The 25,813-nt window shown below is 56.0% G+C and carries 23 protein-coding genes and 1 other RNA gene; 17 read left to right on the top strand and 7 right to left on the bottom strand.

All coding sequences use genetic code 11. The features are described from left to right. The first annotated feature begins 174 nt into the window (after positions 1–174). From RMSM_RS29430 to RMSM_RS29420, 3 genes are all read left to right on the top strand, one after another. Positions 175–1,617 carry a PQQ-binding-like beta-propeller repeat protein gene (locus RMSM_RS29430; RefSeq protein ID WP_008705992.1) on the top strand — a complete coding sequence of 481 codons (1,443 nt, stop codon included), beginning with the start codon at positions 175–177 and terminating at the stop codon, positions 1,615–1,617. 247 nt (positions 1,618–1,864) lie between these two features. Further along, positions 1,865–2,986 carry a serine/threonine-protein kinase gene (locus tag RMSM_RS29425; protein WP_040770098.1) on the top strand — a complete coding sequence of 374 codons (1,122 nt, stop codon included), beginning with the start codon at positions 1,865–1,867 and terminating at the stop codon, positions 2,984–2,986. A gap of 9 nt (positions 2,987–2,995) precedes the next feature. Continuing rightward, a complete protein-coding gene (locus tag RMSM_RS29420; RefSeq protein WP_008705988.1) occupies positions 2,996–3,790 on the top strand; it encodes an inositol monophosphatase family protein in 795 nt (264 codons plus the stop codon). Between the two features lie 145 nt (positions 3,791–3,935). On the opposite strand, the gene dnaX is transcribed toward RMSM_RS29420, so the two are convergent. The 3 genes from dnaX to RMSM_RS29410 form a co-directional block, all read right to left on the bottom strand. Continuing rightward, positions 3,936–5,753, bottom strand: a complete 1,818-nt coding sequence (gene dnaX / locus RMSM_RS29415) for a DNA polymerase III subunit gamma/tau (RefSeq protein WP_052031865.1) — start codon at positions 5,751–5,753, stop codon at positions 3,936–3,938. Between the two features lie 119 nt (positions 5,754–5,872). Then, positions 5,873–5,967, bottom strand: an RNA gene (ffs, locus tag RMSM_RS37890) — signal recognition particle sRNA small type. Positions 5,968–6,161: 194 nt separating this feature from the next. Continuing rightward, positions 6,162–7,682 carry a hypothetical protein gene (locus RMSM_RS29410; protein ID WP_008705982.1) on the bottom strand — a complete coding sequence of 507 codons (1,521 nt, stop codon included), beginning with the start codon at positions 7,680–7,682 and terminating at the stop codon, positions 6,162–6,164. 903 nt (positions 7,683–8,585) lie between these two features. Here RMSM_RS29410 and RMSM_RS29400 point away from each other — a divergent pair. The 9 genes from RMSM_RS29400 to RMSM_RS29360 all read left to right on the top strand — a co-directional run bounded on the left by RMSM_RS29400 (position 8,586) and on the right by RMSM_RS29360 (position 17,796). Next, entirely contained in the window at positions 8,586–11,645 is a 3,060-nt protein-coding gene (locus RMSM_RS29400; RefSeq protein WP_008705980.1) for a translocation/assembly module TamB domain-containing protein, read from the top strand. 220 nt (positions 11,646–11,865) lie between these two features. Then, complete coding sequence (locus RMSM_RS29395) at positions 11,866–12,981, top strand: polysaccharide biosynthesis/export family protein (RefSeq protein ID WP_008705978.1); 1,116 nt, start codon at positions 11,866–11,868, stop codon at positions 12,979–12,981. A 213-nt stretch (positions 12,982–13,194) separates the two neighbouring features. Beyond that, complete coding sequence (locus RMSM_RS29390) at positions 13,195–13,470, top strand: DNA-directed RNA polymerase subunit alpha C-terminal domain-containing protein (protein WP_040770093.1); 276 nt, start codon at positions 13,195–13,197, stop codon at positions 13,468–13,470. A 6-nt stretch (positions 13,471–13,476) separates the two neighbouring features. Further along, on the top strand, positions 13,477–14,544 hold the full coding sequence (locus RMSM_RS29385) for a hypothetical protein (protein ID WP_008705973.1): 1,068 nt from the start codon (positions 13,477–13,479) through the stop codon (positions 14,542–14,544). 2 nt (positions 14,545–14,546) lie between these two features. Beyond that, complete coding sequence (locus RMSM_RS29380; protein WP_052031864.1) at positions 14,547–15,062, top strand: hypothetical protein; 516 nt, start codon at positions 14,547–14,549, stop codon at positions 15,060–15,062. 15 nt (positions 15,063–15,077) lie between these two features. Next, positions 15,078–15,845 (top strand): nSTAND1 domain-containing NTPase, encoded by a 768-nt coding sequence (locus RMSM_RS29375; protein ID WP_008705969.1) that lies wholly within the window; start codon positions 15,078–15,080, stop codon positions 15,843–15,845. Beyond that, positions 15,796–16,545 carry a hypothetical protein gene (locus tag RMSM_RS29370; RefSeq protein ID WP_040770075.1) on the top strand — a complete coding sequence of 250 codons (750 nt, stop codon included), beginning with the start codon at positions 15,796–15,798 and terminating at the stop codon, positions 16,543–16,545. The genes RMSM_RS29375 and RMSM_RS29370 overlap by 50 nt, the downstream gene beginning before the upstream one ends. 28 nt (positions 16,546–16,573) lie before the next feature. Further along, positions 16,574–17,101, top strand: a complete 528-nt coding sequence (locus RMSM_RS29365) for an STAS domain-containing protein (RefSeq protein ID WP_236622351.1) — start codon at positions 16,574–16,576, stop codon at positions 17,099–17,101. After that, positions 17,098–17,796: a sensor histidine kinase gene (locus tag RMSM_RS29360; RefSeq protein WP_008705962.1), complete on the top strand. Its 699-nt coding sequence runs from the start codon at positions 17,098–17,100 to the stop codon at positions 17,794–17,796. Before RMSM_RS29365 ends, RMSM_RS29360 begins: the two co-directional genes overlap by 4 nt. Positions 17,797–17,919: 123 nt before the next feature. Here RMSM_RS29360 and RMSM_RS29355 read toward each other — a convergent pair whose 3' ends face one another. Together RMSM_RS29355 and RMSM_RS29350 are read right to left on the bottom strand one after the other, a co-directional pair. Continuing rightward, positions 17,920–18,159: a hypothetical protein gene (locus tag RMSM_RS29355; RefSeq protein WP_008705960.1), complete on the bottom strand. Its 240-nt coding sequence runs from the start codon at positions 18,157–18,159 to the stop codon at positions 17,920–17,922. A 411-nt stretch (positions 18,160–18,570) separates the two neighbouring features. Then, entirely contained in the window at positions 18,571–18,921 is a 351-nt protein-coding gene (locus RMSM_RS29350; RefSeq protein ID WP_040770071.1) for a hypothetical protein, read from the bottom strand. A gap of 250 nt (positions 18,922–19,171) precedes the next feature. On the opposite strand from RMSM_RS29350, the gene hpt reads away from it, so the two are divergent. The 4 genes from hpt (at position 19,172) to RMSM_RS29330 (ending at position 22,967) form a co-directional block, all read left to right on the top strand. Further along, the gene (hpt, locus tag RMSM_RS29345; RefSeq protein ID WP_008705956.1) at positions 19,172–19,717 is read left to right on the top strand and encodes a hypoxanthine phosphoribosyltransferase; all 546 of its coding nucleotides are present in this window, start codon (positions 19,172–19,174) and stop codon (positions 19,715–19,717) included. Continuing rightward, positions 19,714–21,024, top strand: a complete 1,311-nt coding sequence (locus tag RMSM_RS39390) for a glycosyltransferase (RefSeq protein ID WP_040770069.1) — start codon at positions 19,714–19,716, stop codon at positions 21,022–21,024. Before hpt ends, RMSM_RS39390 begins: the two co-directional genes overlap by 4 nt. Then, on the top strand, positions 21,021–22,118 hold the full coding sequence (locus RMSM_RS29335) for a glycosyltransferase family 4 protein (RefSeq protein ID WP_008705954.1): 1,098 nt from the start codon (positions 21,021–21,023) through the stop codon (positions 22,116–22,118). The genes RMSM_RS39390 and RMSM_RS29335 overlap by 4 nt, the downstream gene beginning before the upstream one ends. Before the next feature lie 294 nt (positions 22,119–22,412). Beyond that, positions 22,413–22,967 carry a hypothetical protein gene (locus RMSM_RS29330; protein ID WP_040770085.1) on the top strand — a complete coding sequence of 185 codons (555 nt, stop codon included), beginning with the start codon at positions 22,413–22,415 and terminating at the stop codon, positions 22,965–22,967. Here the strand turns inward: RMSM_RS29330 and RMSM_RS29325 are convergent. Next, positions 22,964–23,896, bottom strand: coding sequence for a glycosyltransferase family 2 protein (locus RMSM_RS29325; protein WP_201767095.1), 933 nt, complete (start codon positions 23,894–23,896; stop codon positions 22,964–22,966). The genes RMSM_RS29330 and RMSM_RS29325 overlap by 4 nt on opposite strands. Before the next feature lie 283 nt (positions 23,897–24,179). Then, complete coding sequence (locus RMSM_RS40245) at positions 24,180–24,413, bottom strand: hypothetical protein (RefSeq protein ID WP_144058048.1); 234 nt, start codon at positions 24,411–24,413, stop codon at positions 24,180–24,182. Between the two features lie 37 nt (positions 24,414–24,450). Between RMSM_RS40245 and RMSM_RS29320 the strand changes: the two genes are divergently transcribed. Continuing rightward, on the top strand, positions 24,451–25,758 hold the full coding sequence (locus tag RMSM_RS29320; protein ID WP_236622350.1) for a cation:proton antiporter: 1,308 nt from the start codon (positions 24,451–24,453) through the stop codon (positions 25,756–25,758). Positions 25,759–25,813 lie beyond the last annotated feature (55 nt).

The raw sequence follows: 25,813 nt of genomic DNA, 5'->3' as shown, positions 1-25,813 counted from the left end.
TGGTTTTTGACAGGGCGTGTGTCTAATATGTCTCGTTGGCGGTCCCTAGGTGGGGCCGCCATTGTTGTCCATCGCAATCGCAACACGAAGGTTTGTTCGATGTGCTGTTCACGCTCCCGATACGGATGCGGCTCGCTACATAGCATCGTTCTAGGATTGCTATGTTGGGGAGCAATGGGGGAATCACCACTTTGGGCGGATTGGCCTCAGTGGCGCGGAGCCAACCGCGATGGTTACGCCGAATCGTCCAAACTGATTCGTGATTTGCCAGCGGCCGGGTTACCGCCGGTCTGGGAATTTGCCGATTTCGAAGGAGGCAATTCAGGCGGATGGAGTTCGCCGGTGATTGCCGATGGCAAGGTCTATGTCTACGCCCATACCAAGAGCAAGAAAGAAGGGGACGCGCTGGGGCCGGCGCAATACCCTTGGTTGTCGCCTGAGAAACGCACGGGAATGACCGACGCTGAGTACGAAGCGTACGAGGTCCGGCGGCGTGACGAAAACGAAGCCCGGGCGAAAGCGTTTTCCTTTGAACAGCGAGTGGTTTGTCTCGATTTGAAGTCGGGAAATACGATTTGGGACAAGCGAACGCCGGTTGTTTACACGCGATTTGTTCAATCCGGAACGCCGTGTGTTGCCGATGGAAAGCTATTTGTATTGGGACCCGAGCGAACGGCGTACTGCTACGACGCCGAAACTGGCGATGTGATTTGGACCGCACGGTTGCCGGGGGAATTTCGAGACGAATTCTTTGCTAGCTCGTTTGTCGTGCATGCCGATGTCGCGATGGTGGCTTGCGGAGCCCTGGTGGCCTTGGATGCGGCAGATGGGCGTTTGTTGTGGCAGGGGCAGTCGCCGCTGGATTATTCATCGCACAGCAGTCCCGTGGTTTGGAAGCTCGGGGATCAGCAAACTCGTGCAGACGTTGTGATTGCCAACACACAGGGCGGGCGAACCGAAGCCTACCGCATTGCCGACGGCACATTGTTGTGGGATCTGCAATCGGGGGCCGGGCAATCAACGCCGATTGTCACCCACGGCTTGTTGTTGACCTACGGATCGTCGCGAAAAAACGGTTTAAGTGCATACCGGTTGGACGCAGCGACGCCCGACGTCACGCCTGAATTGGCATGGCGGTTTCGGGGGGCAGCCGATTCCGGATCGACGCCGGCTGTGTACAGAGATTCAGTGTTTGTGCAAGGCGAAAAGCGGCTGGCAAAAGTCCGTTTGGAGGATGGGGATACCGTTTGGCAAACGACGTTGTCCATTTCCAATCCACGTTACACATCGCTATTGGTTGCCGGCGACCTACTCTATTTTGCTTGGGATGGCGTGCTGTGTGTGGATGCCGCGAGTGATCGTTTTCGATTGCTTTTCGATGCGGAAATTGATTCCGAAGGACGCCTAATCAAGAGTGATGATTTAAGAAACAAGTTGAACCTGGATGCGATCGAGGCGGATGCGGGAGGCGGCGAGGCAGAGAAGGTTTGGCAAAAAGCACTCACTTTTGGCCCATTGGCGTGTTCGACACCCGCAATTAGCGATGGGGTCATGCTGGTTCGCCGTCGTGATTCTCTGGTCTGTTATCGTTTAGAGGCAGATGATGGAACGAGGTAGGGCTATCTGGTGGGTGTCTCGATGGGGGTAATCGAGGGAATATCGGAGCGCCATGATTGGCGTTATGTTTTGCGGATCGATGCGCGAGGGAGCCTCATTTAGCGTTTATTTGTCATCACCTTTTGGGAGATTGGTTTTCCTAACTTGTTGGTAGGCGGGACTTTTTTACAGTACAAATCGAGCGGGTACCCGTTAATAACATTAGGGGGGGGCTCGTCTGATGAAAGCAAGGATGGACGGCACTTATATGCAAGCGACAACACGATTTGAGCCGAATCCTACGGTGACTCTTCATGGGTCGGCTCATGGTAATACCGATAAAGAGTTGGTGCGTCGCTACGATGACCTCACCCGTGCGCCGAAGGTCAGTTGGACGGGGCATCATCATTTGCTTCGTCTGCTCGGTCAGGGCGGCCAGGGCGAAGTGTATCTGACCGAGTACCGAGGTACCGATGGGTTTACCGTTCCGGTGGCGATGAAAGTCTTTTCGCCGGAACGCTACACCGATGCACGTGCCTACGAAGAATCGATGGCGCGGGTCGCTTCGGTTGCGGCTCGGGTGGCATTGATTCAGCACGATAATTTGCTTGATGTGCAAAACTTCTTTGAACGCGACCGCATTCGCATCATGATGATGGAATGGGTTGATGGTTACGATTTGCGGCAGCTGGTTTCGCCTAGCTGTTTAGAACTGTTGCACAATCGTGTCAGCCAGCGGCGTTGGGATTACATCAACGAGGTGATCTTGACCGACGGGATGGAGCAGTCGCGATTCAAGGCAGGCGTGGCAGTCGCGATCGTGCGAGAATGTTTGGCTGCCCTCGCGGCCCTCCATCGCGAAAATATTGTGCATGGCGATGTCAAACCAGCGAACATCATGCTGAAGCGATCCGGGCACACCAAGTTGATCGACATGGGGTCCGCGTTTGATTTCACCAATCCGCCGCGGGATCGCGAGTGCACGCCGGTGTATGCGGCGCCCGAAGTGCTCGAAAATAACGAGGCGACGCCACGCAGTGACTTGGCGAGCGTGGGTTATGTGTTGATCGAATTGTTAAGCGGCTTGAATCCGTTCAACGGATTTGAGAACCTAAGGCAATTATTGCAAGCCAAACGTGAGTTGCCCTCTCGGTTGCACACGATTTTGCCCGGCGATGTGCTGCGAAACGAATTGCTGATGAACTTTTTGTTGGGGCTGATCGCACCGGACCCGAATCGTCGCTTTCCCAGCGCCGAAGCGGCCGAGCATGTCGAGCAAGGCGCAGCGGCATTTCATCGTCAATTGATCCGCAGCGACATGGCGACCGAGTACGACAATGACATTCGCGTCTGGCTCGAAGAGCTCAGGCAACTCGAAGAATTTGAGTGATAGTTTAGGATGGATCAGCAGCATCTCGAGGTCGCAGTGGCTGCGGCCAAAGCCGGCGCCGTTGAATTAATGGCTCGCCGTGATGACCGAGTCGTTCGTGAAAAAGCCCCCAAGGATCTCGTGACCGATGCGGATCTCGCTTCGCAGAAAGCGGTTCGCAAGATCTTGATGGATGCGTTCGCGGGCTATGTTTTTGTGGGCGAAGAGGAGGGTGAAAATGAGCCTCCCGAAGCGGTGCGTCTGGGCAAACATGACGCCCCTCCTTGCTGGGTCGTCGATCCGCTTGATGGCACCGTGAACTACGTCCATCGATTGCAAAGTTTCGCGGTTTCGATCGGGTTGTATGCCGCTGGGAAGATGCGGTTGGGCGTGATTTACGATCCCGTGTGCGACGAGATGTTCACAGCGATCGATGGCGCCGGTGCCTTTGTCAACGGTCGCCCCATGCATGTCAGCGGTCAACAAGATCTATACGACAGCATGATGGCGTGCAGTTTTCCAGCAGGCGTCAAGGGTGATTCGCCGGACGTGGCACGCTTTGTTCGTGTGCTCGAAAAAACGCGAGCGCTGCGTCGACTTGGCTCGTGTGCGCTGAATCTATGTTACGTCGCCGATGGCCGGTTGGATGGTTATTGGGCCACCTGCGTGCACTCGTGGGATGCCGCGGCTGGCATCGTCATTGCTCGCGAATCGGGGGCGTCGCTGAGTTCGTACGACGGATCGGAATTTGACGATTGGGAGCCGCGTTTTTGTGTCTCGAGTTCACCAGAATTGCAGCAGTCGCTGATCGAGTTGTTGGCGTAGCGTTTTTTCTCGAGCCTGCGCTACGCCAAACGGAGGCACCTGCGATTTGTAAGTGCTGAAAGTCTGGCTCCCCTCGCTACCGCAACTTAATCATCGCACGTTCATAGACGCAAGCTTTACCGGCACGAGCGCTTCGCCGCAGGGGTCAGCGTGGCTTCTCGATTTTGACAATCTCGGCGTCAAAGACCTCGACGATTGATTTCACCATTGCGTTGGCTTCGATCTCTTTCATGCGTTGCATTCGCGCCTTGCCGGGTTCGACCGGTGCCGCCTTGGCTTGAACCGGTTTCGGTGCTGCCAATTGCAGTTCGAGGGCAATGTCACGTCCGGCCAATCTAGCCACGGCGGAATTCAGAGACGTCTTATGTTGGGGGCTTTCGCAGCGGCTGTACGCCAGCTTGGATTCTCCGGGAAAGACCAATCGCAGCTTGCCCTCTTCGGCGACAACACGCTGAACGGCCCTCGCTAGGGTTTCGGTCATCGGTTCGACCATCGTTATCGCTTCTTGCCAAATCCGTTCGGCGTTGGCTTGATTCCAAGTGACTGCCGTGCGTGGCGGCGAGGTGCCGTTGTCCTCCGGCGATTTTGCTTGGTTTTCCGCAGGCGTTCTCGTCGGTTCGGTGGCCTGGGCTTGAGCTGCAGTTGCAGGCGTCGCAGCGGGGCTTGGTGCCGGTGTAGCGCTCGTGGCAGCAGCAGGCGAGGGCCCCGTTGATGCGGGCGGAGCAGGCGGAGCGGCGTTAGCTACTGTGTTTTTTTTTTCGCCAGCTGAGCCGCGATGAGTCGGCGAGGCCGCAATCGAATCCGCAGCAGCAGCTAAGTCGGCGATCTGTTGCAAATCGGGAAGGTTGCAGATTTGGATCGCCGTGGCTTCGAGCAACACGCGAGCGTAGACACTGTGGCGAATTCGCACGAGCGTTTGGTCGACCAACCCTACCACTGCCAATACGGTTTGCAGCCCCCATCGTTGACCGAGCTCATTGAGTTCGTCATAGAGTGCCGTCGACGTGTGTCGCATCAAGGTGGCGTCACAGCCTACGGTCACAGCCATCAGGTCGCGGAAATAAGCAAGCAGTTGTTCTGCCAAACGCCCCGCATCGACTCCGGCGTCAATGCCTGCATCAAGTTGGCGGATCACCTCGGCGGCATCCCGCTCGGCCATCGCTTTCGCTAACGCATGCAGCCGTTCGTCGTCCGCCGTGCCCAGCATCGCGTGCACTTGTTCGGCTGTCAGGTTGCCGTCACTAAAGCTGAGGACTTGTTCGAGCAGCGATTGGCTGTCTCGCATCGATCCGGCGGCGCGCCGCGCGATCAGTTCGAGAGCCTTGTCGTCCGCTTCGGCGTTCTCGGCGTGCACGATCTCTCGCAGCCGATTGACGATTTTGGGAACTTCGACCGGTGCAAAATCAAACCGTTGGCAACGGCTGAGCACCGTGATGGGAAGTTTTTCAGGATCGGTCGTACAGAAAATAAACTTCACATGCTCGGGCGGTTCCTCGAGCGTTTTAAGTAACGCGTTGAAGGCCGCCCCGGTCAACATGTGAACTTCGTCGATGATGTAGATCTTGTACCGCGCGCGGCTCGGACGTACACCCACATTGGCACGCAGCGAGCGGATCTCGTCGATCCCGCGGTTGCTGGCACCATCGATTTCGATCACATCAACGTCTTCGCCCGCGTCAATCGCTTGCGCCACATCGGTGTCGTTGTCCGGCGTGGCAGTCGGGCCGGATGGATCATTGAGTGCTTTGGCGAAAATCCGGGCGGTCGATGTCTTGCCGACTCCGCGAGCCCCTGTGAAAAGATAGGCATGGCCTACGCGGTTGGTTTCGATCGCGTTTTTTAACGCACGGCCCACGTGGTCTTGGCCGACCAGTTGATCAAACGCGCGAGGGCGATAACGCCGCGCGACCACCACATACGAGTCTTGGGAAGAGGCGTTCTGCTGACCGGAAGACTCAGGCATGGTGCGGGGCAAAAGCGTTCGCGTAATGGTTTTTCAACGCTTCGCGAGCAAGCATCTTGCGTTTGTTCGGCTGCCAAACGTTCGAGAAGCGGAACGCGTTGAGGTGAAACGACATGTCCGAAAGAGGCGACCCTCACACAGAGCTACACCGCTTATGGCTGCTCCAGTTAAGGCCTGACCAGGTTCACGATTCACAATCGCAAGGGTCGCCACTTTCGGACACGATTCATTTCACTGAGGACGCGTGATTCTGACAGAAAAACGGTTGGTTGGGAACCGTCCCTCAGGAAAAGACCTGAGTTAAAAAACAGGTCTCTTGGAAACGGCCACTGCAAGACATAGCTGCTGCAAACGCAGCAGTGATCTCTTTGCGCTGTGACCGTTAGCTCTTTTTCTTAGGGGCGATCCTTAGCGGCGTTTGCCACCGCGTCCTCGGCCACCGCCGCCGCCACGGGCAGGCGTCTTTTTGTGGTTTTCCACGTTCGCGTCGACCAGGATGCTGACCGTTTCGAGCCAGGTCGGCGCACTAGGACGATCTGCTGAACCGGCAGCGGACGACTCGCTTCGCCGTCCCCGACCACGCGAACGTGACGGGGTGTCCGAAGCGTTGTCCTGATCCGCCGAATCGCGACCCTTGGAATCTCGGTTTCCACGTGATCCACGGCCCGATTGGGAACGCGACTTTTCGCGACGAATCGCTTCGGCTTCCTCGTCGTCTTCCAGGTCATCGACAAACGAGGGAAGTTCGCCGAAGGCGTCTTTCGTGTCATCGGTGTCGACGTCTTTTGCTTCGTTCTCGCTGCGATTGGAATCATCGCGATTGCGTCCGCGTCGTCCGCCGCGACGGCCACGTCGTCGCGAGCGAGGTCGCGGTGCGTCTTCGTCGCGATCCGCAGCGGCGTCACCTGACTTGGTCGAGGTGTCTTCGCTGTCTTGGTCGTCCACGAGCAGTTCGTCATCGTCGATGTCGTCGACAAACAGGTTCGAGCCGAAACCACCCTCATCCGCATCGCGGTTCGCCTTGCGGCCACGATCCGAGCGTGGGCGATCGGAGCGGTTGCTCGGTTCGTCCGCTGATTTCGCCGCGCTGCGTTGACGGCGTCCGCTTTCCGCAGCAGCGCTGCGCTGCGAGTCACGAGAGGAATCACGAGAAGATCGGCCTCGGCCTCCGCGATCACGGCCTGAATCGTCGCCGCTGTCGACAGCTTCTGCTGTTTGCGAGGATTTGCCTTCGTTGCGTTCCAATTCTTCTTCGGTGATCCGTTGACGGACGCCACGGCGGCGGCCCCGACGTCGCGGGCCACGTTCGCTCCGCTCGGAATCTTTATCTTCGAACGAGGGCTTCTTCGAAATGAATTTGTCGTCCGACTCAGCCTTGGATTCGGTATCACGATTCCGTTTGGGGCGCTTGGCTGATTCGGTCGATCGTCCACGGCTATCGGCAGCCGGTTTTGATTGACGAGGAGCACCGAAGCTGACGTCTGCCTCGCTGACGTCATCATCGTCGTCCGAAATATCCAGTCCCAATCCGGTACCAAAGCCGCTGCTTTTGGCTGCGGGGGCAGGCTCGGGATCGCGTTTTTCCGCTGGGGTGCTGCGTTCTTGGCGAACCTCGGGCTCAGGCTTGGATTCCCGATCGATTGCAAAATCATCGTCAACAGCCACGCCTAATTGATTGGCGAGACTACCCCAAGCACGATCGGTGTCGGCATTTTCGGGTTCTTCCGCCGCTGCGGCCGGTTGGGATTTCTCTTGCAAACCCGCCGTCCCGACGGGATTGCGAGGGCGATCTTGGAACGATTTTTTGGGGGCCGCCTCCGCCTCTCGACTTGAGGGTGCAGCTGGCTTGGCGATCGATTCTGTTTTCTTAGGAGGGCCAAATCCAGGGATTTTTTGCGGTGGAGTTGGCGAACGCAACGCTTCGAGCACGTCTTCGACACTTTTCGGCGACTCGCCCGACTTTTCGCTGCTGACGGGGCTCGGAGCACTGCGTCGTTGTGGCCCAGATCCCCCAGCGGAGGTTTTTTTCTCGTCCGAGTCCGGTGTATGCGAAGAAGAAGGGGGGGAGGACTCGGCTTTGCTTTTTTCGGGTTCCGCAGAAGAGCTAGACGATGGAGGAGAAGAAGTTTTCTTTTTTGGGGAATCGCTTGAGCCAGAAGTGCCCAGGAGATTGGCAAGAAAGTTCCAGTGATCAGATCTCATGGATAACTGTTTGGGTAGAATTTTTTGTGTTTTGTAGTGTTTTGGTCGGTCGCAGCAGCAGGGTGGAGCGTCGGCAGCCTACGTGAAATTCGTGATAGGAGCCCAATAATCGCATCAAACGTGATCCGCGCGAATCCAGCAAAACAATGGGATATCGTTGAATTTTGGATAGCATTCCGGAGGGAATTTGCTTGTGAATTGAGGTATCGACCAAGCTAATTCAGTGTAGCTTACCGACACAGTCGTACGCGTGCGCTATCCGATTCACCCCTATGTATAGCTTGGCAGGATTTTTCTCCCAAGCCCGAAGCTCGAAATATACTGATTCGGACGCCGGAAACTGTCGCTTCGAATCCTTGTAATCGCTGTGCTGTTGCTGCGCGTTATGACCTGTCTATCCCCGCATTTAATGCGTTTTGACGGAGTTTGCCGTCCGTAATTCTTGTTTTTTTGAATTCCCGCTAATCGGGTGGTCCGTGAGCGGCGGCACACAAAATTGGTCTTGTTTTTGCAACGACATGGTCTCGGATCCCATGGTTTCGCACAGGAACGTTGGCTTTTTGGGGCTTGTTTTCCGATCTAGATTAATGAGACCGAACTCTGTCACTCACCCCCTAGACCTAATTCACCATGATGATGCGACCAGCCGTACACGCTCTCGCTCGATGGATCTCGTTCGCCGGGATTCTGGGAATCATGCTTGCATGCGGGGGCAGAAACGAGGCTTTTGCTCAAAACCCGGCGGCTGCGAGGCCAAAACCGGCTGCTGCAAACGACAATACCCGTTACTGGACCACGTCGTGGGATTTCGACTCGGTCGATGTCAAACGACTCAGTGAACGTTTGGAGCGGTTGGGTATCGGGATTCCGATTGAAATGGAGGGGACAGTTTCGGTCAATCTGAACGTCTCGGTCCCCCTCACCGCGCTGACCGACACCAAGAAATATCGACTCGAAGGCCTCGTCCGCTCGCCGCGGTTAAAACTCGAGCAATTGGTGCTCGAAGATTTCCAAACACATGTTCAGATCGCCGATGGCGTGATGACGGTGGACAAAATCAATGGGCGTTTGATCGACGCGGCCCTTCCGTCAGCGGCCCTTCCGTCAGCGGCCCGTCCGTCAGCGGCCCGTCAAGTCAACCGCCCCGGCGCCGGCAGGGTCAGCGGGGCTGCGACGCTACAGTTGTCGCCGCTCGGTGACATCGATGCCGCGATCACAACGGAGTCGGTGGCGATCCAGCCGCTGCATCAATTGATTCTCGCCATTCAGGCACGTAACGATCAGCAACCACTGCATGGGGTGGTCTCGGGCGAGATTCAGTTTCGGGCGCCGCTGAAAACGATTCGTGAAATCCGCAGTTGGAATGCGATGACACAATTACGAATCGACTCTTTGGCACGTGGCGACGCGTTGCCATTGGATGTTCAGTCGGCATCGATCTCGATTGCCGATGGCGTGTTGATCGCCAATGATTTGCAGATCCGTTCGACCGAGGCCCCAGATTTGTCCGCTTCTTTGCAGGGGCGAATCGAACTCGAGCGGCAGCAGCGGTTTTCGTTTGCAATTCGCGCGAATGATCTTCCCTTGGGTGTCTTGGCACAGCTTGCAGGTGCCGACGCCAACCGTTTCGCGGCGGGGCAAGTCGATTTGGACGCGACCGCTAGCGGCGAATTAGCGCAGCAGGAATGGATGCTGTCCGGACAAGTGGCGTCACCCCAACTAAGTATCGCGGGCGTTGATCTGGGGTTAATCGAACATGCGTTCGAGTTTGATCAACAACATTTGAAACTCGAGCCTGTCGGTGCTAGGGGAACTCCGCCACGTGATGATCTGATCGTGCAGGATGTGAGAGCCAATTACAGCTTGCAGGATCAACGCTGGGAACTCTCTGAAATCGACGCCCATCTATTTGGTGGCGATATTTCTGGGGACGCCTCGGTGTCACTCGGCAATCAAGGCGTCAGCACATTGAATTTGAATTGGCAAGGATTGTCGCCCAACGTCAATGCCCAATTGTTTTCGCTAGCCGATGTGGTTGTTTCGGCCAATTCATCGGGCGAGATCAATTGGACCCTACCGGCAGGCGATTGGAGCCGTTTGGCCGATCAAAGCGGGGATGTCCAAGTCCAACTTGATGCGATCAAAGTGGGCGATGCCGATATTGGCCAGATGAATCTTGTGATTTCAAAATCCGACGAGTCGTTCAAGCTGACGGCTGAAGGAAATCTGTTCGGGGGCGATGTCAATGTGGTAACGCAGTCCAACGTGACAGACGACATGACGTGGCAAGACCTGTGGCAACGCCCTTCGCAAATCCGTTTGTCGGTCAATCGAATTCGCATCGATCGGATCGTTGTGCTGCTGCCGCAGCGGTCATGGCTGGCACCCCGATTCCGCCAACTTCGCGGATTGGCGTCCGCCGAAGTCGAATTGGCTGCCGAAGCTGGATTGGCTGCCGAAGCTGAATTGGAAGGTACGGTTGCGTCATCACAGCCGGATTCGCCGCTGCGGTCGACCGCTCGAATTCAGCTAGACCATCTGGCGCTGGGCACCGTGCAGATTACCCGCCGGCTGGAGATCGAATTACGTACGAGCGGCAGCAGCGTCGATGTTGACAGAGTGGCCGGGTTTTACGGCGGAGGACGGATCACGGCGCGTGGCCAATGGGATTTGCTAGAGAACGATGGCCACATCGATGTTCAAGTCGCCGCAGTCGATGCATCCCCGTCGATTCGTTTGTTGTCGGAATCGGTTGCCGATTTTGTCGATGGAAAATTGTCAGGCCAATTTCACGTTACCGGTGGGCGATCCATTCGGGCACGAGGTGCGGTTCAAGCACATGATGCCGTGGTCGCTGGCATTCCCGTCGGCGATGCCAATAGCGGAATGCTTGCTTCCTACTCGCTCGGTAGCGGGCAATGGGATGCATCGTTTTCTTCGATTCATGGCGAGGTCGCTCGCGGTCGATTGCAAGGTGTTGCGAAGCTCAAATCATCCTACCGCCCCAACCGTTTCGATCTGTCCAGCCAATGGTCGTTTGAGCGGGTTAATTTTGCAAAGTTTATCGCTGATGCGGGAGGCGGAAGCTTTTCCTACGCCAATGGTCAAGTCCGCGGCAGGTTGGTACTGGGGGGCGAAGCGATTGCTAGCAGTGCAGATCTACGCGGAACCTTTTCCACCGAATTGGATGGCTCGCAAGCCTCGGCGATCCCAGGGCTAAGCGAGGCCCAGCGATTTCTCGGCGCGGTTCCGCTGGCCGGAATTCGAATTGAAGACGGCCAGCTCAGTGGAACCATCACCCGTGGTCGGGCTCGCATCGATGAATTTGTCCTCAGTAGCCCGCAGCTCAAAGTGTGGGCCGATGGCTACGTACAGTTAGATAACCTACGCATGGATGTCGAGGCGGTGATTTCGACCGGCAACTTCCAAACCAGTCAATTGATGGAGGTCTACCTGCAAATCGCCTCGTTTACCTCGCTTTCGCCGGTCGCTCTTTTCATCCGTATCAATCAATTGCTTAGCAACCGCACCATCTATGTCGACGTCGCAGGCACGCTTAGCGACCCGAAATTGAGGTTGCGGCCGCTCGCGACACTTCGAGACGAAGTGGCACGCTATATCATCAGCGAGGTTTTGGGAATCAATTGTGCCGTGTTCGGCTCGGAAAACCCCTTCGAAAACCAAGACTAACTCGCCTCGATGTCATGCTCACTGAACGCGCTCACTTGAGATAAACGTCGATGACAGTGGCATTTTTCGAAGCGGAGTTTCCCAAATTCTGCGAAACCTTAGGGTTTACGCAGAAATACACGAGCATCTCAATTGCACCGGCGATGCCCCTCTTGTTAGGACGATAAAACCGACTGGATCAATTCAGTCGATTTTTATCTTGCCTTGGGGCCTACCCATCATGTTCCGCACTTTACTCGTCGCCGTATTGCTAATGCCTTTGGTAGGGTGCAGCGCATTAGGGCTTTCGCTGTTTCCGACCGGGCACTATCTGACCAAACAGACCGAAGAGCTTTTGCAACGGTCGCCCAGCCCTGCGAATCTGCCGCGTGAACTCAACCGGACGGTGGTCGAAGCTCACTACCTCGAACCGGGCGACGTGCTGTTGATCGAAACGGTGAAACTCGACAGCGATGTGCGATTGCCCGCCGATCAACACGTGATGACCGACGGCAGCATCGATCTAGGCGGTTACGGCCGCGTTGTCGTTGCCGGTTTGACGCTCGAAGATGCCGAAGCGCTCGTTGAACAAACGTTGATCGAAGAAGGCGAAGAAGAAACCCAAATCAATATTCGCTTGCTCGAAGCGATGCATCGCTTCTATGTGCTCGGTGAAGTCAATTCACCCGGCAGCTACCCATTGACCGGTTACGAAACCGTGTTGGATGGCATCTTGGCGGCCGGTGGTTTGACTAGCGACGCAGCACCTTGCAAACTTTTGCTGGCACGTCCAACCTCGTCTCATTCATGTCGCGTGACACTGCCGATTTGCTATCGCGAAATCACGCAAATGGGTGACACCGCTACCAATTATCAACTGCTGCCTGGGGATCGCATCTACGTCGCAGGCCGCACGTTTTGCGAAGAGTTGATGTTTTGGCAGGCCACGCAAACATGCGACCGCTGCTGCAAGTGCCAAACTCCCTGCCCTCATCCTGAAACGATCAGCACGATCGCTCCGGTGACCCCTGGATTGATTGGTGTCCCGATGGCGCAGCAACCACACAGCAAGGAAGTCATGTTGTCGCCCGAATCGTGGCAAAGTCAGTCGCCCTATTCAGGTGCTGAAACTCGATCCCTTTCGGATCTCGAACCCGATTCGCCATCGTACAGTGGAGACGTCGAGATGCTTCCCACCACGCCAACCCCGGCGGCAAGCGATGACGACGCCGCAGCGCTTGAATCGAGTCGGATTTTCGTCCCTCGATCGTCGCAGCCGCCGTCAACGTCCGAGACCCGTCCGTCCTTGGACGGTCAACTCGACTTCTCCGAGCCGATGACTGTACCCAACCCTTAACCCCGCCGGTCGGTCGCCAAACCCTCTTTGCTAGCATTTTTGCTGGGAAATTGCTGACGAAATTTTCGCGAAGACGTTTGCTTTGCGTCGCAGGATTGCCTAATATCTCGGCCCAGAATCAAGGGGCATCGTTTGTGTGTGGCAAACGGCAAACTCTGCGATTCAGTGTGGACGCATTTTGTTGGCAATTTGTTGAAAAGGGAGTTGAAGACAATGACACGTATTCCATTGAGCCGAGCGGAAGAGGAAGCACGCCTTCGCCGCGAACGATTGGACCTCAGCATTGCGGAGATGGGGCTTTCGGTTCGAACGACCAATTGTTTGGAAGAGACAGGGATTTTGACGGTCCGTGATCTTTTGAACGCCACTCCGCGGCGATTGCTGGGGATCAGCAACTTTGGTGAAAAGACGCTCGAAGAAGTGTACGCGGCACTTGAAGAGCTCGGATTCTATCGTCCTGGTCGCGAAGTCACTGCGGTGGTTTCGTAGACACGTATGCCCCGATTCCCAAAGCCATGGAGCAAGAAGCGGGGCAAGCGACGTTTAGGGCATGCGCTCAGTGGATTGGCGGGCGAAGCGGTCTTTTATGTTTCGCTGTTTTTGCTGGGCGTGTTTGGCATCTCGGTCGTCATGATCGCTCGATTTGCCCCCGAACAGGCACTCGAAGGGTCGGCTGAGACCCTTTCGAGCTCACTCAGCTTTTGGGTGTTTGGCATTCTCTCGCTGGCGGCCATCGCCAGTGGCGGTGGCGGGCTGCTGATCCGGCTCAGCAGTTTGGCGACCAGCCACGAACGTCGGTCGGCAAAGGCCAGCCGCAGCGGATCGATCGAAATCATCGGTCCTGCGGTGGACGACGATTCCAAATTGCCCAGTGTTCCGCAGGGTCGGTTGCTGACCGACAGTCCCGGTGAACGGTTGACCTATCGGTTGGCAATGTCCAACCCAGACGATGGCGGCGTGATGGGCCCGGCGCTGTTGGCGCTGCTTTGGAACACGGTTTGGTTTGTCTTGTTAGCCGTTGTCGTTTCGGGGATATATTACGACCGCCCCCGTCATATCTTGACATTCTTGCTGTTGCCGTTAGGTGGAATCGGGTTGTGGGCGTTCCGATCATTCATCGCCCAAGTGCGACGGATTGCGGGGGTTGGGGCGACTATTGTCGAAATTAGCCATCATCCGTTGGTCCCCGGCGACGATTATCGAGTCTATGTTTGCCAAATGGGACGTCTAAAACTTCGCCGGCTAAAAATTTTCTTATGTTGCGAGGAAGAGACGTTTTATCGCCAAGGGACGGACGTAAGGGTGGAAAAATACGAAGCGTTTAGCCAAGTAATCCTAAATCAGCGAGACGTTGCGGTTGACCCACAGGCCCCTTGGGAACAACAATTATCCATCGAACTTCCCGAGAACGTCATGCATTCATTTGTTGGTTCTCATAATGCAATTCGCTGGAAGATCGTCGTTTCCGGAGAGTCACGCCCTTGGCCATCGTTCTGCCGAAGTTTCCCCGTCATCGTTCATCCACCCGGATTGCCACCGAAACGCAACCCGCGGTCAATGTAGCGTTGTGTCGGGAGGATGCGGTTTACGAGGTGGGAGACCAAGTGACGGCGCGTTGGCGAATCAGCCGAGTACCGCTGGATCAAGTCCAAGGTGTCGAAATTTCTGTGCTTTGGCATACCGAAGGCAAAGGCGACGAAGATCTGCATGTTCATCACTTTCACCGACTCGATGAACAACAATTGCGGCAAGCCGGACTCACCGAGACTCAGTCGTTGTCGTGCAAATTGCCTTACACGCCGCTGAGCTATCATGGTCACTTGATTCGCGTGTGTTGGTGTCTGCGACTGCGATTGTTTGTCGCTGGGGCCCGTGAAACGGTAAGTGAACAACCGTTCCATTTGGTGTCCAACCGATTGCGAGCCAATGCGCCGCTAGGATGCGAGATGACGAACCAGGACAGTGCGAATCCATCGCGTTTGCCCGCCGACGTCAAGAAATCGTTGGATCTGAAAAAAGGCTTTGTCCATCACAGTCGCTCGAGCCGGTTGGCAACCGCTTCGAGCGCGAAGCGATACTAAGCCCTAGGCACGGTGGTGGATTTTCATGCCTCCAATCCGTTTTGCACCCGAATCGTTCGTCCCGGGGCAATCGAGTATCAATTCGAGTCTCTGGTTGCGCAGCAGGTGGATGCGGAGCACGTCTTCGATGACTTGGTTCAACGGATTAGTGACGCCCCATTGCATCTGATCACGGGGCCTCATGGATCGGGCAAGTCAACGTTGATTCGCGCGCTCGTGCCACGGCTGATGCACCGCTTCACGAAAGTTGTCGAAGTTCAGCTGCATCAACCCCCGTCGCAATCGGTTTCACTGGATCATGTATCGTGTCGCCGATGGTTTGCCGCCGCGACCGAACGCTCCATTCATCAACGAAAAATGGCTCAGTGTGTGGCTGAGAAACAGCGTGAGGCCCGAACGGAGTCGCAGCACAGGGGATTGTTGATCATCGACGGGCTCGAGCAGTTATCGTGGTGGTCCGTGGCGTACGTTCGGCGGCGAGCGAAGCGTTGGGGACAAACGGTGTTGGCGACGAGTCATCGTTCGCATCGTGGGTTTGCGACGCTGCGAGACACGACGCTCGATTCCAACACGATACTTGAGTTGACGGAATGGTTGATCGCGTCGCTCGCTGAGTCCGAACAAACGCAAGTGCGACGAGAATTGCTGCGGCGTGCGCTAGGTCCGCAAACGAATCTGCGCGACCTTTGGTTTGACCTTTACGACTTGATTGAAACATCTCGGAGACAACAGTATGCCCGTTCGCTTGAGCGTCGTGATCGTTCAATCGCCCCCAGCCCCTGATCTACAAGGCTCTGTCGATTCCAACGCGTCGACTGGGGGATCGCAGCCAGACAGATCGCAACAAGACAGATTGCAACAAGACAGCGCGACGACCGCTGGTTGCAGTGTGGATGCAGTGTTGGGCGAGTTGTTGGGGTTGCCCGAGATTGATTTGACCTTAGTCAACCGACTCGAATCGGTTTCGATCGCTTCGACGGATCATCTAACGCTCGAGTCGATCAGCGGCGACGTGGTGGTGTTGGATTGGCAAACGGCTTCGCAGACAACTCAGGCATTGCAGGCGATTGGCATTGATGCCGTGCGTTGGCCGCACCCAGACGATCCCGACGCCGTGGCCGATCCCACGCAGCGATCAAGGCGAATTTACGCCTTTGATTTGCGTCAGTTTGCGGATGCCAAGAGGCTGCGTGAATCGGTTTTGCGTCTGCATGCGAGCAAGCAGGTGAAAACGTTCTCACTGTCGTTGGGAACGTCCTCGCCCGCAGTGACGCCGCAGTCCACTAGCGCGCCGCAGCGCACTACCGAACCGCAAACGCCGTCATCGTTGCCGCCGTTGTCCGGGGATGTGAGTCCTGGAAAGCGGACCGAGGCTGCGGGAGCCGACGACAAAGTGGGTTCGGTGACCCCGTCGGTCACTCGTCCGGCCACCTCGGACCGGCTGGATTCATTGGTCGATCAGCTTGATGATTTTGATCCCTAGGCCGCGATCAGCATCGTGAATGCAGCGAATGAAGAAATCCAGTGCCGACGCGATTCGCTTAATCGCTTTTCCACGTCGTTTGCTTGGTGTGGGTGAATTGCCAGCAGCGGTTTCGGCTGATAATCTATTAGGGGAAACCGTCACTGGACGGGAACCCGCTTTCCCCTTTCCCATCCTTCGAAAGCACTGTATGTCGGCAATCACCACCCAAGTAGTTAATGATATTTTGTTGGTTGGGTTTACCGACAGCAAGATTCTTGACAGTCAACGCATCGAGCAGGTTGGACGCGAACTTCAAGAGTCGGTCCCACAAGCGGTTCACAAAAAGATGCTGCTCAATTTTCGCGGCGTCTCGTTCATGTCCTCCGCAATGATCACCAAATTGGTGATGCTCAATAAAAGTTGTAAAGCTCAAGGGGTGGGTTTAAAGTTTTGTGAAGTTTCGCCAAACGTGATGGAGGTCTTCAAGATCACCAAGCTGAATAAGCTTTTTGATATTCAAGAAGGCGAAGAGAAGGCAATGGCGAGCTTCGACAAGAAAGGTTGGTTTGGTTGAGCGCAGCCGATTTCCAGCCGAGCGACGATCAACGACTTGAAAATTCGCGTTTGATCGAGGCCGAACGGGCGGCCATTGGTCACGAGATTCATGACGCGCTGTTGCCGTTAATCTTTGGGGCTTCGGCAGGTCTGCATCACTTGATCGATCGCCACGATCGCGAGCCGACCGGCGATTCGGATCCGGCGGCTGTGGAACGCCGCGAGCAGCTTGAAAAAATAACGAAGTGGGTTGACCAGGCATTGCAGACCGGTCGACAAATTCTGGGGGCGGCCTACCCTGCGGAATTGCGGCATCGAACTTGGTCAGCGGCCGCTGCGGAAACGCTGACGCGGATTCTCGACGATGCAGCTCAGCGTCGCACTGTGATCCAGTGGAATGTTTCTGATGCGGCGATGGCGTTGCCCGAAGACGTTGCCACGGCGGCCTATCGAATCACCATTGAAGCGATCCGCAATGCCGCACGTCATGGCATGGCGACGGAAGTTCGCGTCGCCGCCAATGTCGATGATCAAACGTTGACCCTCGTCGTCGAGGACAACGGGGTCGGATTCGACCCCCAAGATGTTTCTTCGGACCGCTTTGGGATTCGGTCGATGAAAGGACGTGCGGAACTCGTGGGAGGACAACTGACGCTGGCCGCCAAACCAAGTTGTCCAACCACCGTCACGTTTCGCTGCCACGTTAGTGCTTGATCAAAGCGAAAAATTGGGTGGGATCGCCGTCGCGGCTGTCGTCACGACTCTCGTTTTATTTGCCGAACGATCCAAAACTCGCGTGTGAGTTTCGTTACCCTCGAATTTCGGTTTGACGCGGCGTTACGCGTCGCTTGAATTCATATCTTTGAGCGATTTGCCGAGTCGTTTTTTGCTCGCCGCCGTCGATTTGCCGCGAGTTCCCTTGGTCGTCCCGGTGTCGGTCGCCAAAAGCGCCGCGACATTGGGGTGCAAGTCGTCGCTGTCGGTTGGGGTCCCAATTTGCTCGATCGCATCGCTGACGCCCAATAGCACCGATTGGCGTACACCGTCTCGCAGCCATTCAAAGAAATTTACGTTCATTCCAACACTCCATCCCTAGTTTGTTTGCTGATTTTTTTTACGTGGTGCGTCCAAGCCTCGCACGCGTTGCCGGTTCTAGATAAGAAAGCAGTCGAGCGTCTAGACCGATTTGGTAGCCCGCCGCATGGCTAAACAAATAACCCGCCAAGCGGGGATGGTGTAGGGCCCGCAGCCTTACGGCTGCCTCGACTCGGCAGTGCAATTGGCAACTCGTTTCTAATCGGCAGCCTGTTGGCGGCTTGTAGACTTAAGCGTTTAGCAGCAATGCCGTCAATTTTCGCCCCCACCAGCTGATTTTTATAGTGGAGCGTCGCAAGCCCAATGCCATCGACTTTGGCACTAAACGGGTGGCGTTTGTAGCGGTGCGGCGCGGGGCCTCGCCCGGTCTAAACCGAACGTTTTATCCACCAATCACGCGGCACGTCGCACGGGAGTGTCGGTTTCGGTGACTCGTTCGGGCATCCGGATGATCGATTCATTGGCCGATGGAACTTCTTCGACCTGATCAATTTCGTGACCGGTAAAGACGCATTCCAGCGAGCCCGAATTGGAATAGATTTTTAGCTCGTCTTCTTCGATAAACCAGACTGCTCGATACGCTTCGGTGCGAAAACAGCGTCCACAGAAGAAACCATCACGAATCAGCAGCGACTCTGACAACACCTTCACCGGCCCATGCTCTTGAACGGCATCGGTACACTGGTCGTTAATCCACTGGCACAGACGGCTTCGGACAGTTTCCAGGCGTTGAGAATTTGTCATTCGATGGTCAAATCACGGTCGAATCGAGGGGGATGCGAACCGCTGCGTTGTGTGGCACAGCGGTGGTGATCCCTGGAAAAGAGGGAGCTCCGGCAAATGGGCCCCCGTCCCTGGTGGCCATCCGCCGGTCTTTTCTTTTTCGACTCATTGCAATTGTTTCGTTCGATCGATCTCGATTCGAAGGCAATCTGCCCCTAAACTTCCCAAGTTGCCACCGGTTATTGCTTCCTTTGCCTCCAGGAATGGTGTTATGCGAATCTTGTTAGACGAGACGGAATTGAAAGAGGGCGTGCTGCGTCTGGCGAGCGAGATTGACGATTTCTACGGCAACAAGCGACATTTGACAGTGATCGCCGTGATGACGGGCAGTTTGGTGCTGTTTGCCGATCTGATCCGCCGGCTTTCGATGCCACAACGGGTTGGGGTTGTGCAGGCATCGAGCTATCGTGGGGGGACAAAGTCAGGCGATCTGCACGTGGATTCAAAAATGATGATCGATGTCTCAGGCCGCGACGTCTTACTCGTGGACGATATTTTTGATACCGGCAAGACGCTCGATCGGCTTCAGCAGATGATGTTGGACTCGGGCGCCACGACGGTGAAGTCGGCCGTGTTGTTGCACAAAAACCGAGAGCACTCCGTGGCGATGCGGCCCGACTTTGTGGCCTTTGAGATTCCGGACGAATTTGTGGTCGGTTACGGGTTAGACTATCTAGATATGTATCGCAATCTTCCCTACCTGGCTGTGCTTGAACCTGACGAGATTGAGGCAACGGCATTGGAATCGCAACCGTGAGTGTTCATCCCAACACGAGATCGCTGAGAGTCTTGTTGGTGGGGCGGCATTTTTGGCCCCATGCCTGCTTTGATGCAGCCGGTTTTTTAGCTCAATTGGCGACCGATCTGTATCGCAGCGGGGTGCATGTCGAAGTTGTAACGCCTCGCTACGCCGCCTCGTGGCCCGAGCGTTTTCATTTTCGCGAGATTCCTGTGCACCGTCCTGCCGCTGCTCCCCGCAGCGATTGGTCGATGGGACGTTACGTGCGTCATTTGACGACTTGGCTGAAAGAACACGGTGGATCGTTTGATTTGATTCTAGCCGATTCGATTCGCGAGGAATCACAGGCTGTCATTGACGCCGCAGCCGCTGTCGGTGTCGCCTCGGTGCTGGTGTCCGCAGGCTGGGGTGATCAGAGCGATCCAGCGTGGTGGCAAACCTCGCGGTCCGCTCGCCGTTGTGCGACCACCGCCAAAGAGGCGGATGCGATCGTTGTCAAAAATGCGGCTGCCGAGCGGATGATGATCGCCCAAGGATTTCCCCAATCGTTGCTGCATCGAATCGAGATTGGCTTCACCAGCAGCGTCAACAATTTCGAAGACAATCGAGCGGCTGCCCGCAACCGATTGGCGGCTGTCAATTCGGACTTGACGACCCTGCCCGAATCCGAGGTGGTGCTGTGCACCGGTCGGATGCAGAAAAAGGGTTCGATGGATTTGTTGGCGTCCACCGCGCGTCATCTGATTGCCAACCGACCTGATTTGCGATTTTGGTTCGTCGGTGATGGTCCGGAGCGTCAAACCTTGTACGATTTTTTGCGTGCTGATGGCGTGCGAAATTCGATCGCCATGCCCGGCTCGTTTGTCGACACAACAGATCTGATGATTGCGGCGGATGTCTTCGTTCACGGGGATCACCAAGGTCTCGATTTTGCATTGCCGTCGGCGGTTTCGGCGGCAATACCGATCGTCGCAGCGGAAATCCCCGAGCTTCGTTCGGTGCTAACCCCGATCGGTAAACCAATCAAGCGAGTGGCTTCGGCGGTGGCATCCACACCGCCGGCGGACGCTTCACAAAACGAAGCTGTCGCATGGTTCACGCCGGGGAAATCCAAATCACTTCGCCTGGCGATTCGCCGCACGCTCGAGGAAATTCCTCAAGCAAAACAGCGTGCACTGCAGCTCCGTCGCGACCTGATTCGATCACGTCCGCAAACCAAAGTGGTCGAAGCGTATATCGATCTCATGACGCGAGTCGCTCAGGAAAAAGCGAGTAGCAAGTCGCGTATCGCCAATGATTCCAGTTCGATCGAGACTGCTTCATGAGCCGACGAATCGCATTGGTGATTCCAACGATGGATCGTGGTGGCGCTGAAAAACAACTCAGTTTGTTGGCCGAGAATCTGCCACGTGATACGTTTGATGTCCACGTCATCCTGCTGACCCGCGATGGACCGCGTAGCGAGTCGTTGCGTGCCGCAGGTATCCCCGTCACGGTGATCGGCAAACGATTCAAAGCCGATCCGACGGCCCTGTTTCGCCTCCGGCGTGAATTGGTTCGTTTGAAACCGGACGTTGTTCACACATGGATCTTCGCGGCCAACAGTTTTGGACGCGCCGCGGCTCGATTGGCTCGTGTCCCGAGGATCATGGCCAGCGAGCGATGTGTCGATCCATGGAAGACCCAATCGCACTTTTTCGTCGATCGCCGCCTTGCTAAATTCACCGATGCGATCACCACCAACAGCACCGGAGTGGTCGACTTCTATGCCGCGCATGGGATCGATCGTGACAAGTTTTGTGTCATTCCCAATGGAATCGAACCGCCATCGGGCAATCGGATCGAGCGTGACGAAGCGTTTGCTCGGTTGCAGGTTCCGGTCGATCGAAAGTTGATCTTGGCCGTCGGCCGCTTGTGGCCTCAGAAACGCTACCGCGATCTGATCTGGGCCGCTGAATTGCTGGGAACGACGCGTGAGGACACCACGTTGGTGATCCTGGGGGATGGGCCGCAACGTGGTGAACTGTTGCGTTTTCGTGATTCGGTAACGATTCCAGAACGGGTTCGATTCGCGGGAACGCGTCAGGATGTGGCCGAATTGTTGCCGCATGCCGATGTGTTTTGGATTGGTAGCGAATACGAAGGGCAAAGCAATTCGCTGATCGAAGCGATGCAGGCGGCCGTTCCGGTGGTCGCATCGAACATTCCGGGAAACCAAGATTTGGTGATCCCCGGCGTCAGTGGAATGCTGGTTCCGATGGGCGACACCGCCGATTTTGCGCGGCAAACGATGACCTTACTCGAATCGCCAGAGCTTGCGGAAAGGCTCGCGAAAACGGCCCAAAAACGGATCGCTACCGAGTTCACGGTCGACGCCATGGTGCAGCGTCATGCCGAATTGTATCTGCGGTCCCGCTGACGCACGCGGTAGCGGGTCATGCAGCGTTCTGCAAGCAAATCAGCGGGTATTTCTGGTAAGAGGTTCCGTTCGTAACGGTCAGGAGACGATAGGTGCGTCAAAAATGTTCGCAAAACGTCATTTTGGCTTAATTCTTCGTTGAGCCAGCCGCCCAGACAGATACCATCGATCTTGTGCTAAGCGTCAAGCACATCGTGGTCATCTAAATCGCGTGGATTTGTTTCCCGTCGCCTAGATCTCTCACGTCCTTCCCACGAAGACTACTACCCCCATCAGGTACCGCCATCTATGGATATGAGCGAGACAAGCCAACCGACGATTGATGAAGTCGATTTGCTGTTGGCGAATGCCCGCTTGCGTGACGAGCTCGAGCCGTATCGTGACGAATCGATCGATAGCTCGTCGATGCACCGGATGCCATTGCACACCGAAAACGAATATCTCGCCTCGATGTTGGCTTGGGAACGTGCACCCGCCCTGCCGATCGCATCTTGGTTCAATCCTCCGATGCAATTGCCAAGCCCTGACTCGGTTTCCGACAGCACGTTGCCGCGTTTGCTTGCCAACACCATCGATCGATTGTATTCCGAGAAAGTGGTGTTGAAGTTCACCGATCACTTATCGGATCGCGAGCTTTACAAGATCATCTATCGCGACATCATGCCCTCGTGTGAAAAGAAACTCGACATTCCGGGCAAGTACCTTGAGTGGCGATGTGTCGAGGACAACGAGACTTGGTTGCGTTTTTACGCAGATGCGGTCGATCGCCGACGATTCCAAGAAGAGCACGATGTGCCCCTTCCGGTCGCCGAGGAACCCAAGTTCAAACGCAATTTGCCAGGCAACTAGCCTTTGCGGTAGGTCCACATGCACGCCAGTGCCGAGACCGCGTCTTTCCAGCCGATCTTTTTGCCTTCGTCATAGCCTCGGCTGTCGTAGTGGGTGGGGACTTCGAGAACGCGTACATCTCTCGCGGCAATTTTTGCCGTGATTTCCGGTTCAAAGCCAAACCGGCATTCTTTCAGTGAAATGCCTCGCAACATTTCACCATCGAACGCTTTGTGACATGTTTCCATGTCGGTCAAACGCAGCCCCGTCATCAGGTTGCTGAGCTTTGTCAGCATCCAGTTGCCAAAGCGATGCAGCCACGATGGATCGCTGCCACCGTCCAGGTAACGCGATCCGTACACGACATCGGCATTGCCGTCGAGAATCGGCCACACGACACGCAATAGGGTCGCTGGATCATATTCGAGATCGGCGTCCTGGATCGCAACCACGCCACCGAGACTGTGCCGGATCGCCAACCGTACCGCCGATCCTTTTCCGTGATTGCATCGCCGGCGAATGATTCTGCGGTTCGCACGCGGGGCTAAGCCTGCGAGCCATTGACTTGTGCCATCGGTGCTTCCGTCGTCGACGATGATCACTTCGGTCGAACGAGGCATCACTTCATCAATCCGGTCGAGCACTTTGGGCAGCGTTTGTAATTCGTTATAGACCGGAACGATGATCGTCAAATCGTAGTGGTCCAGCGGTTGGACGCTGTTGGCTGCGATGGTGGCCTCGGCAATAAAGTCGAGCGTCGCTTCGGTCCGCCGGATGACGTCATCCGTCGGATCGACTAGATCGAGACTCCAGCTCTCGCGATGTTCACCGGCGGTGGACTCGGAAGGCACCGGCAGCGTTGCCTCGGTCTTGCTATCCGCACGATCTTGGGTCGCAACGGTGTCGGGGGTAAACATCAAGTCGGCTGAAATGTCTGATTGAGTTGGCATGTGGAGCTCGAGCACAGGCGGTGATAGCGATGGGTTCATCGGTTCCTTCCACAGTAAATCTGGGCTATCAAAATCACCCGAGCCCAAAAATTTGCCGCAACCGGCCGAATCCCGCATCTCGGCACCGTCGATCGTTCCGGTTGTAACGATTGTGCCAAACCGGACGGATTTAGCACCACGACGACCTGATCTCGGTGCGTGCTCCCGATCCTCTGGCGAACCCCTGATTCTCGTGGTTTTTTACAAGCGGGGATGGTGTAGGCGATCTCCGTAGACCTGGGGTCTAGGGATGGCTGAGCAGCGTTAGCCGCGGTCGCTTTGACTCATCCGCTAGGATACTGCGAGCCACGTCAGCTACATTAACACTGTTCACGATCCCGGTATCACAATTACTGTTCACGCCGCCAATGCGGTCGATGGCGTTCTGCAAAACCATATCGGCACCGGCTGCGTTGCCGCTGTCGATGGGGACGACGCGAATTCCAGCGTCGCACGATGCAAACCACACGCGAAGCAAACCAAACGCGAATCCAAATTCACGCGAAGAAAATTTTATGGACCTACTGCTTTATCTTGCTCTTGTTCCATCGCTCGGCGTCGTGGCTCAGTGGATCGCATGGCGAACCGGATTGCCTGGGATTTTGTTGCTGCTGTTGTTCGGAGTGTTGCTGGGGCAATTCGTCCAGCCCGATGCGTTTCTGGCCGAGTTGACCGGAGGCACGGTTGCCCAGGCGGGGCCCGAGCTACTCTTTCCAATCGTCTCGCTATCGGTAGCCGTGATCATGTTCGAAGGCGGCTTGTCGCTGAAGTTTCATGAGCTGCGTGAAGCGGGAAGCGCGGCGTTTCGGTTGGTCACGCTCGGAGCCGTTATCACCTTTTTCGGCACTGCCACGGCGGCCCATTTTACACTCGGTTTAGCGTGGCCGATTAGCTTTCTACTCGGAGCGATCTTGATCGTGACCGGTCCGACTGTGATTGGCCCATTGCTGCGGCAAGTGCGTCCGACACGCCGTGTGTCATCGACCCTGAAATGGGAAGGCATCGTGATCGACCCAATCGGTGCGGTCTTGGCCGTGTTGGTGTTTGAGAACGTGTTGGTGCACTCGACCGAACCCGATCTCGGTGCTGCATTGCTGATGCTCTCTAAAACAGTCGCGGTCGGGATGGGGCTGGGGTGTGCTGGCGGCGCATTTTTATCCGCTGCGTTTCGTCGCTACTGGGTCCCCGATCAATTGCACGGCATTGGAACGCTGTCGGTGGGGCTGTTGCTGTATGCCATCAGCGACCATCTAGCGCATGAATCCGGGCTGATCACGGTCACCGTGATGGGGATTTGGTTGACCAATCAACATCATTTCGACATTGAACACATCATTGGACTAAAAGAAAACTTACGCACTCTGTTGATCGGTTGTCTGTTTATCGTGCTTGGGTCTCGCGTCGTGATCGATGACATGACGGCCCAGGGATGGCATGGGCTGCTATTCCTGCTGTTAATGATTTTGGTCATTCGCCCGATCTCGGTCTTCGTTTCGCTATGGAAATCACCACTGAATTGGCGAGAACAAGCGTTTGTGGCTTCATTGGCACCACGCGGGATCGTCGCAGCCGCCGTAAGCAGCGTCTTTGCGTTGGAACTCGAACGCCGTAGTGGTTCGTTCGATCTGGTGGGGGCCGATCAATTGGCCACGGTCACCTTTCTTGTCATCGTGGGAACCGTCGCCGTGTATGGGTTGGCGGCATCACCGATCGCCAAACTGTTGGGACTCGCCGACGAAATGTCCCACGGCATCATGATGGTCGGAGCCGATCGCTGGGTCCGTGACTTTGCCGAGGAACTGACCGAAGTGGGGTTCCGGTGACCTTGGTCGACACCAACTTTAACAAGGTCTCTCAAGCACGCGTTGCGGGGCTACG

The sequence above is a fragment of the Rhodopirellula maiorica SM1 genome (assembly GCF_000346295.1).
GTDB lineage: Bacteria > Planctomycetota > Planctomycetia > Pirellulales > Pirellulaceae > Novipirellula > Novipirellula maiorica.
Note: the sequence above shows the minus strand (reverse complement) of the source record. Positions and strands in the feature narration are given on the sequence as shown.

Bases quoted from the DNA above. Each gene is read 5' to 3' on its own strand.
- RMSM_RS29430 (WP_008705992.1), top strand. From the start codon at position 175: ATGGGGGAATCACCACTTTGGGCGGATTGGCCTCAGTGGCGCGGAGCC.
- RMSM_RS29425 (WP_040770098.1), top strand. From the start codon at position 1,865: ATGCAAGCGACAACACGATTTGAGCCGAATCCTACGGTGACTCTTCAT.
- RMSM_RS29420 (WP_008705988.1), top strand. From the start codon at position 2,996: ATGGATCAGCAGCATCTCGAGGTCGCAGTGGCTGCGGCCAAAGCCGGC.
- dnaX (WP_052031865.1), bottom strand. From the start codon at position 5,753: ATGCCTGAGTCTTCCGGTCAGCAGAACGCCTCTTCCCAAGACTCGTAT.
- RMSM_RS29400 (WP_008705980.1), top strand. From the start codon at position 8,586: ATGATGATGCGACCAGCCGTACACGCTCTCGCTCGATGGATCTCGTTC.
- RMSM_RS29395 (WP_008705978.1), top strand. From the start codon at position 11,866: ATGTTCCGCACTTTACTCGTCGCCGTATTGCTAATGCCTTTGGTAGGG.
- RMSM_RS29390 (WP_040770093.1), top strand. From the start codon at position 13,195: ATGACACGTATTCCATTGAGCCGAGCGGAAGAGGAAGCACGCCTTCGC.
- RMSM_RS29385 (WP_008705973.1), top strand. From the start codon at position 13,477: ATGCCCCGATTCCCAAAGCCATGGAGCAAGAAGCGGGGCAAGCGACGT.
- RMSM_RS29370 (WP_040770075.1), top strand. From the start codon at position 15,796: ATGCCCGTTCGCTTGAGCGTCGTGATCGTTCAATCGCCCCCAGCCCCT.
- RMSM_RS29365 (WP_236622351.1), top strand. From the start codon at position 16,574: ATGAAGAAATCCAGTGCCGACGCGATTCGCTTAATCGCTTTTCCACGT.
- RMSM_RS29355 (WP_008705960.1), bottom strand. From the start codon at position 18,159: ATGAACGTAAATTTCTTTGAATGGCTGCGAGACGGTGTACGCCAATCG.
- RMSM_RS29350 (WP_040770071.1), bottom strand. From the start codon at position 18,921: ATGACAAATTCTCAACGCCTGGAAACTGTCCGAAGCCGTCTGTGCCAG.
- hpt (WP_008705956.1), top strand. From the start codon at position 19,172: ATGCGAATCTTGTTAGACGAGACGGAATTGAAAGAGGGCGTGCTGCGT.
- RMSM_RS29335 (WP_008705954.1), top strand. From the start codon at position 21,021: ATGAGCCGACGAATCGCATTGGTGATTCCAACGATGGATCGTGGTGGC.
- RMSM_RS29330 (WP_040770085.1), top strand. From the start codon at position 22,413: ATGAGCGAGACAAGCCAACCGACGATTGATGAAGTCGATTTGCTGTTG.
- RMSM_RS29325 (WP_201767095.1), bottom strand. From the start codon at position 23,896: ATGCCAACTCAATCAGACATTTCAGCCGACTTGATGTTTACCCCCGAC.
- RMSM_RS29320 (WP_236622350.1), top strand. From the start codon at position 24,451: ATGGACCTACTGCTTTATCTTGCTCTTGTTCCATCGCTCGGCGTCGTG.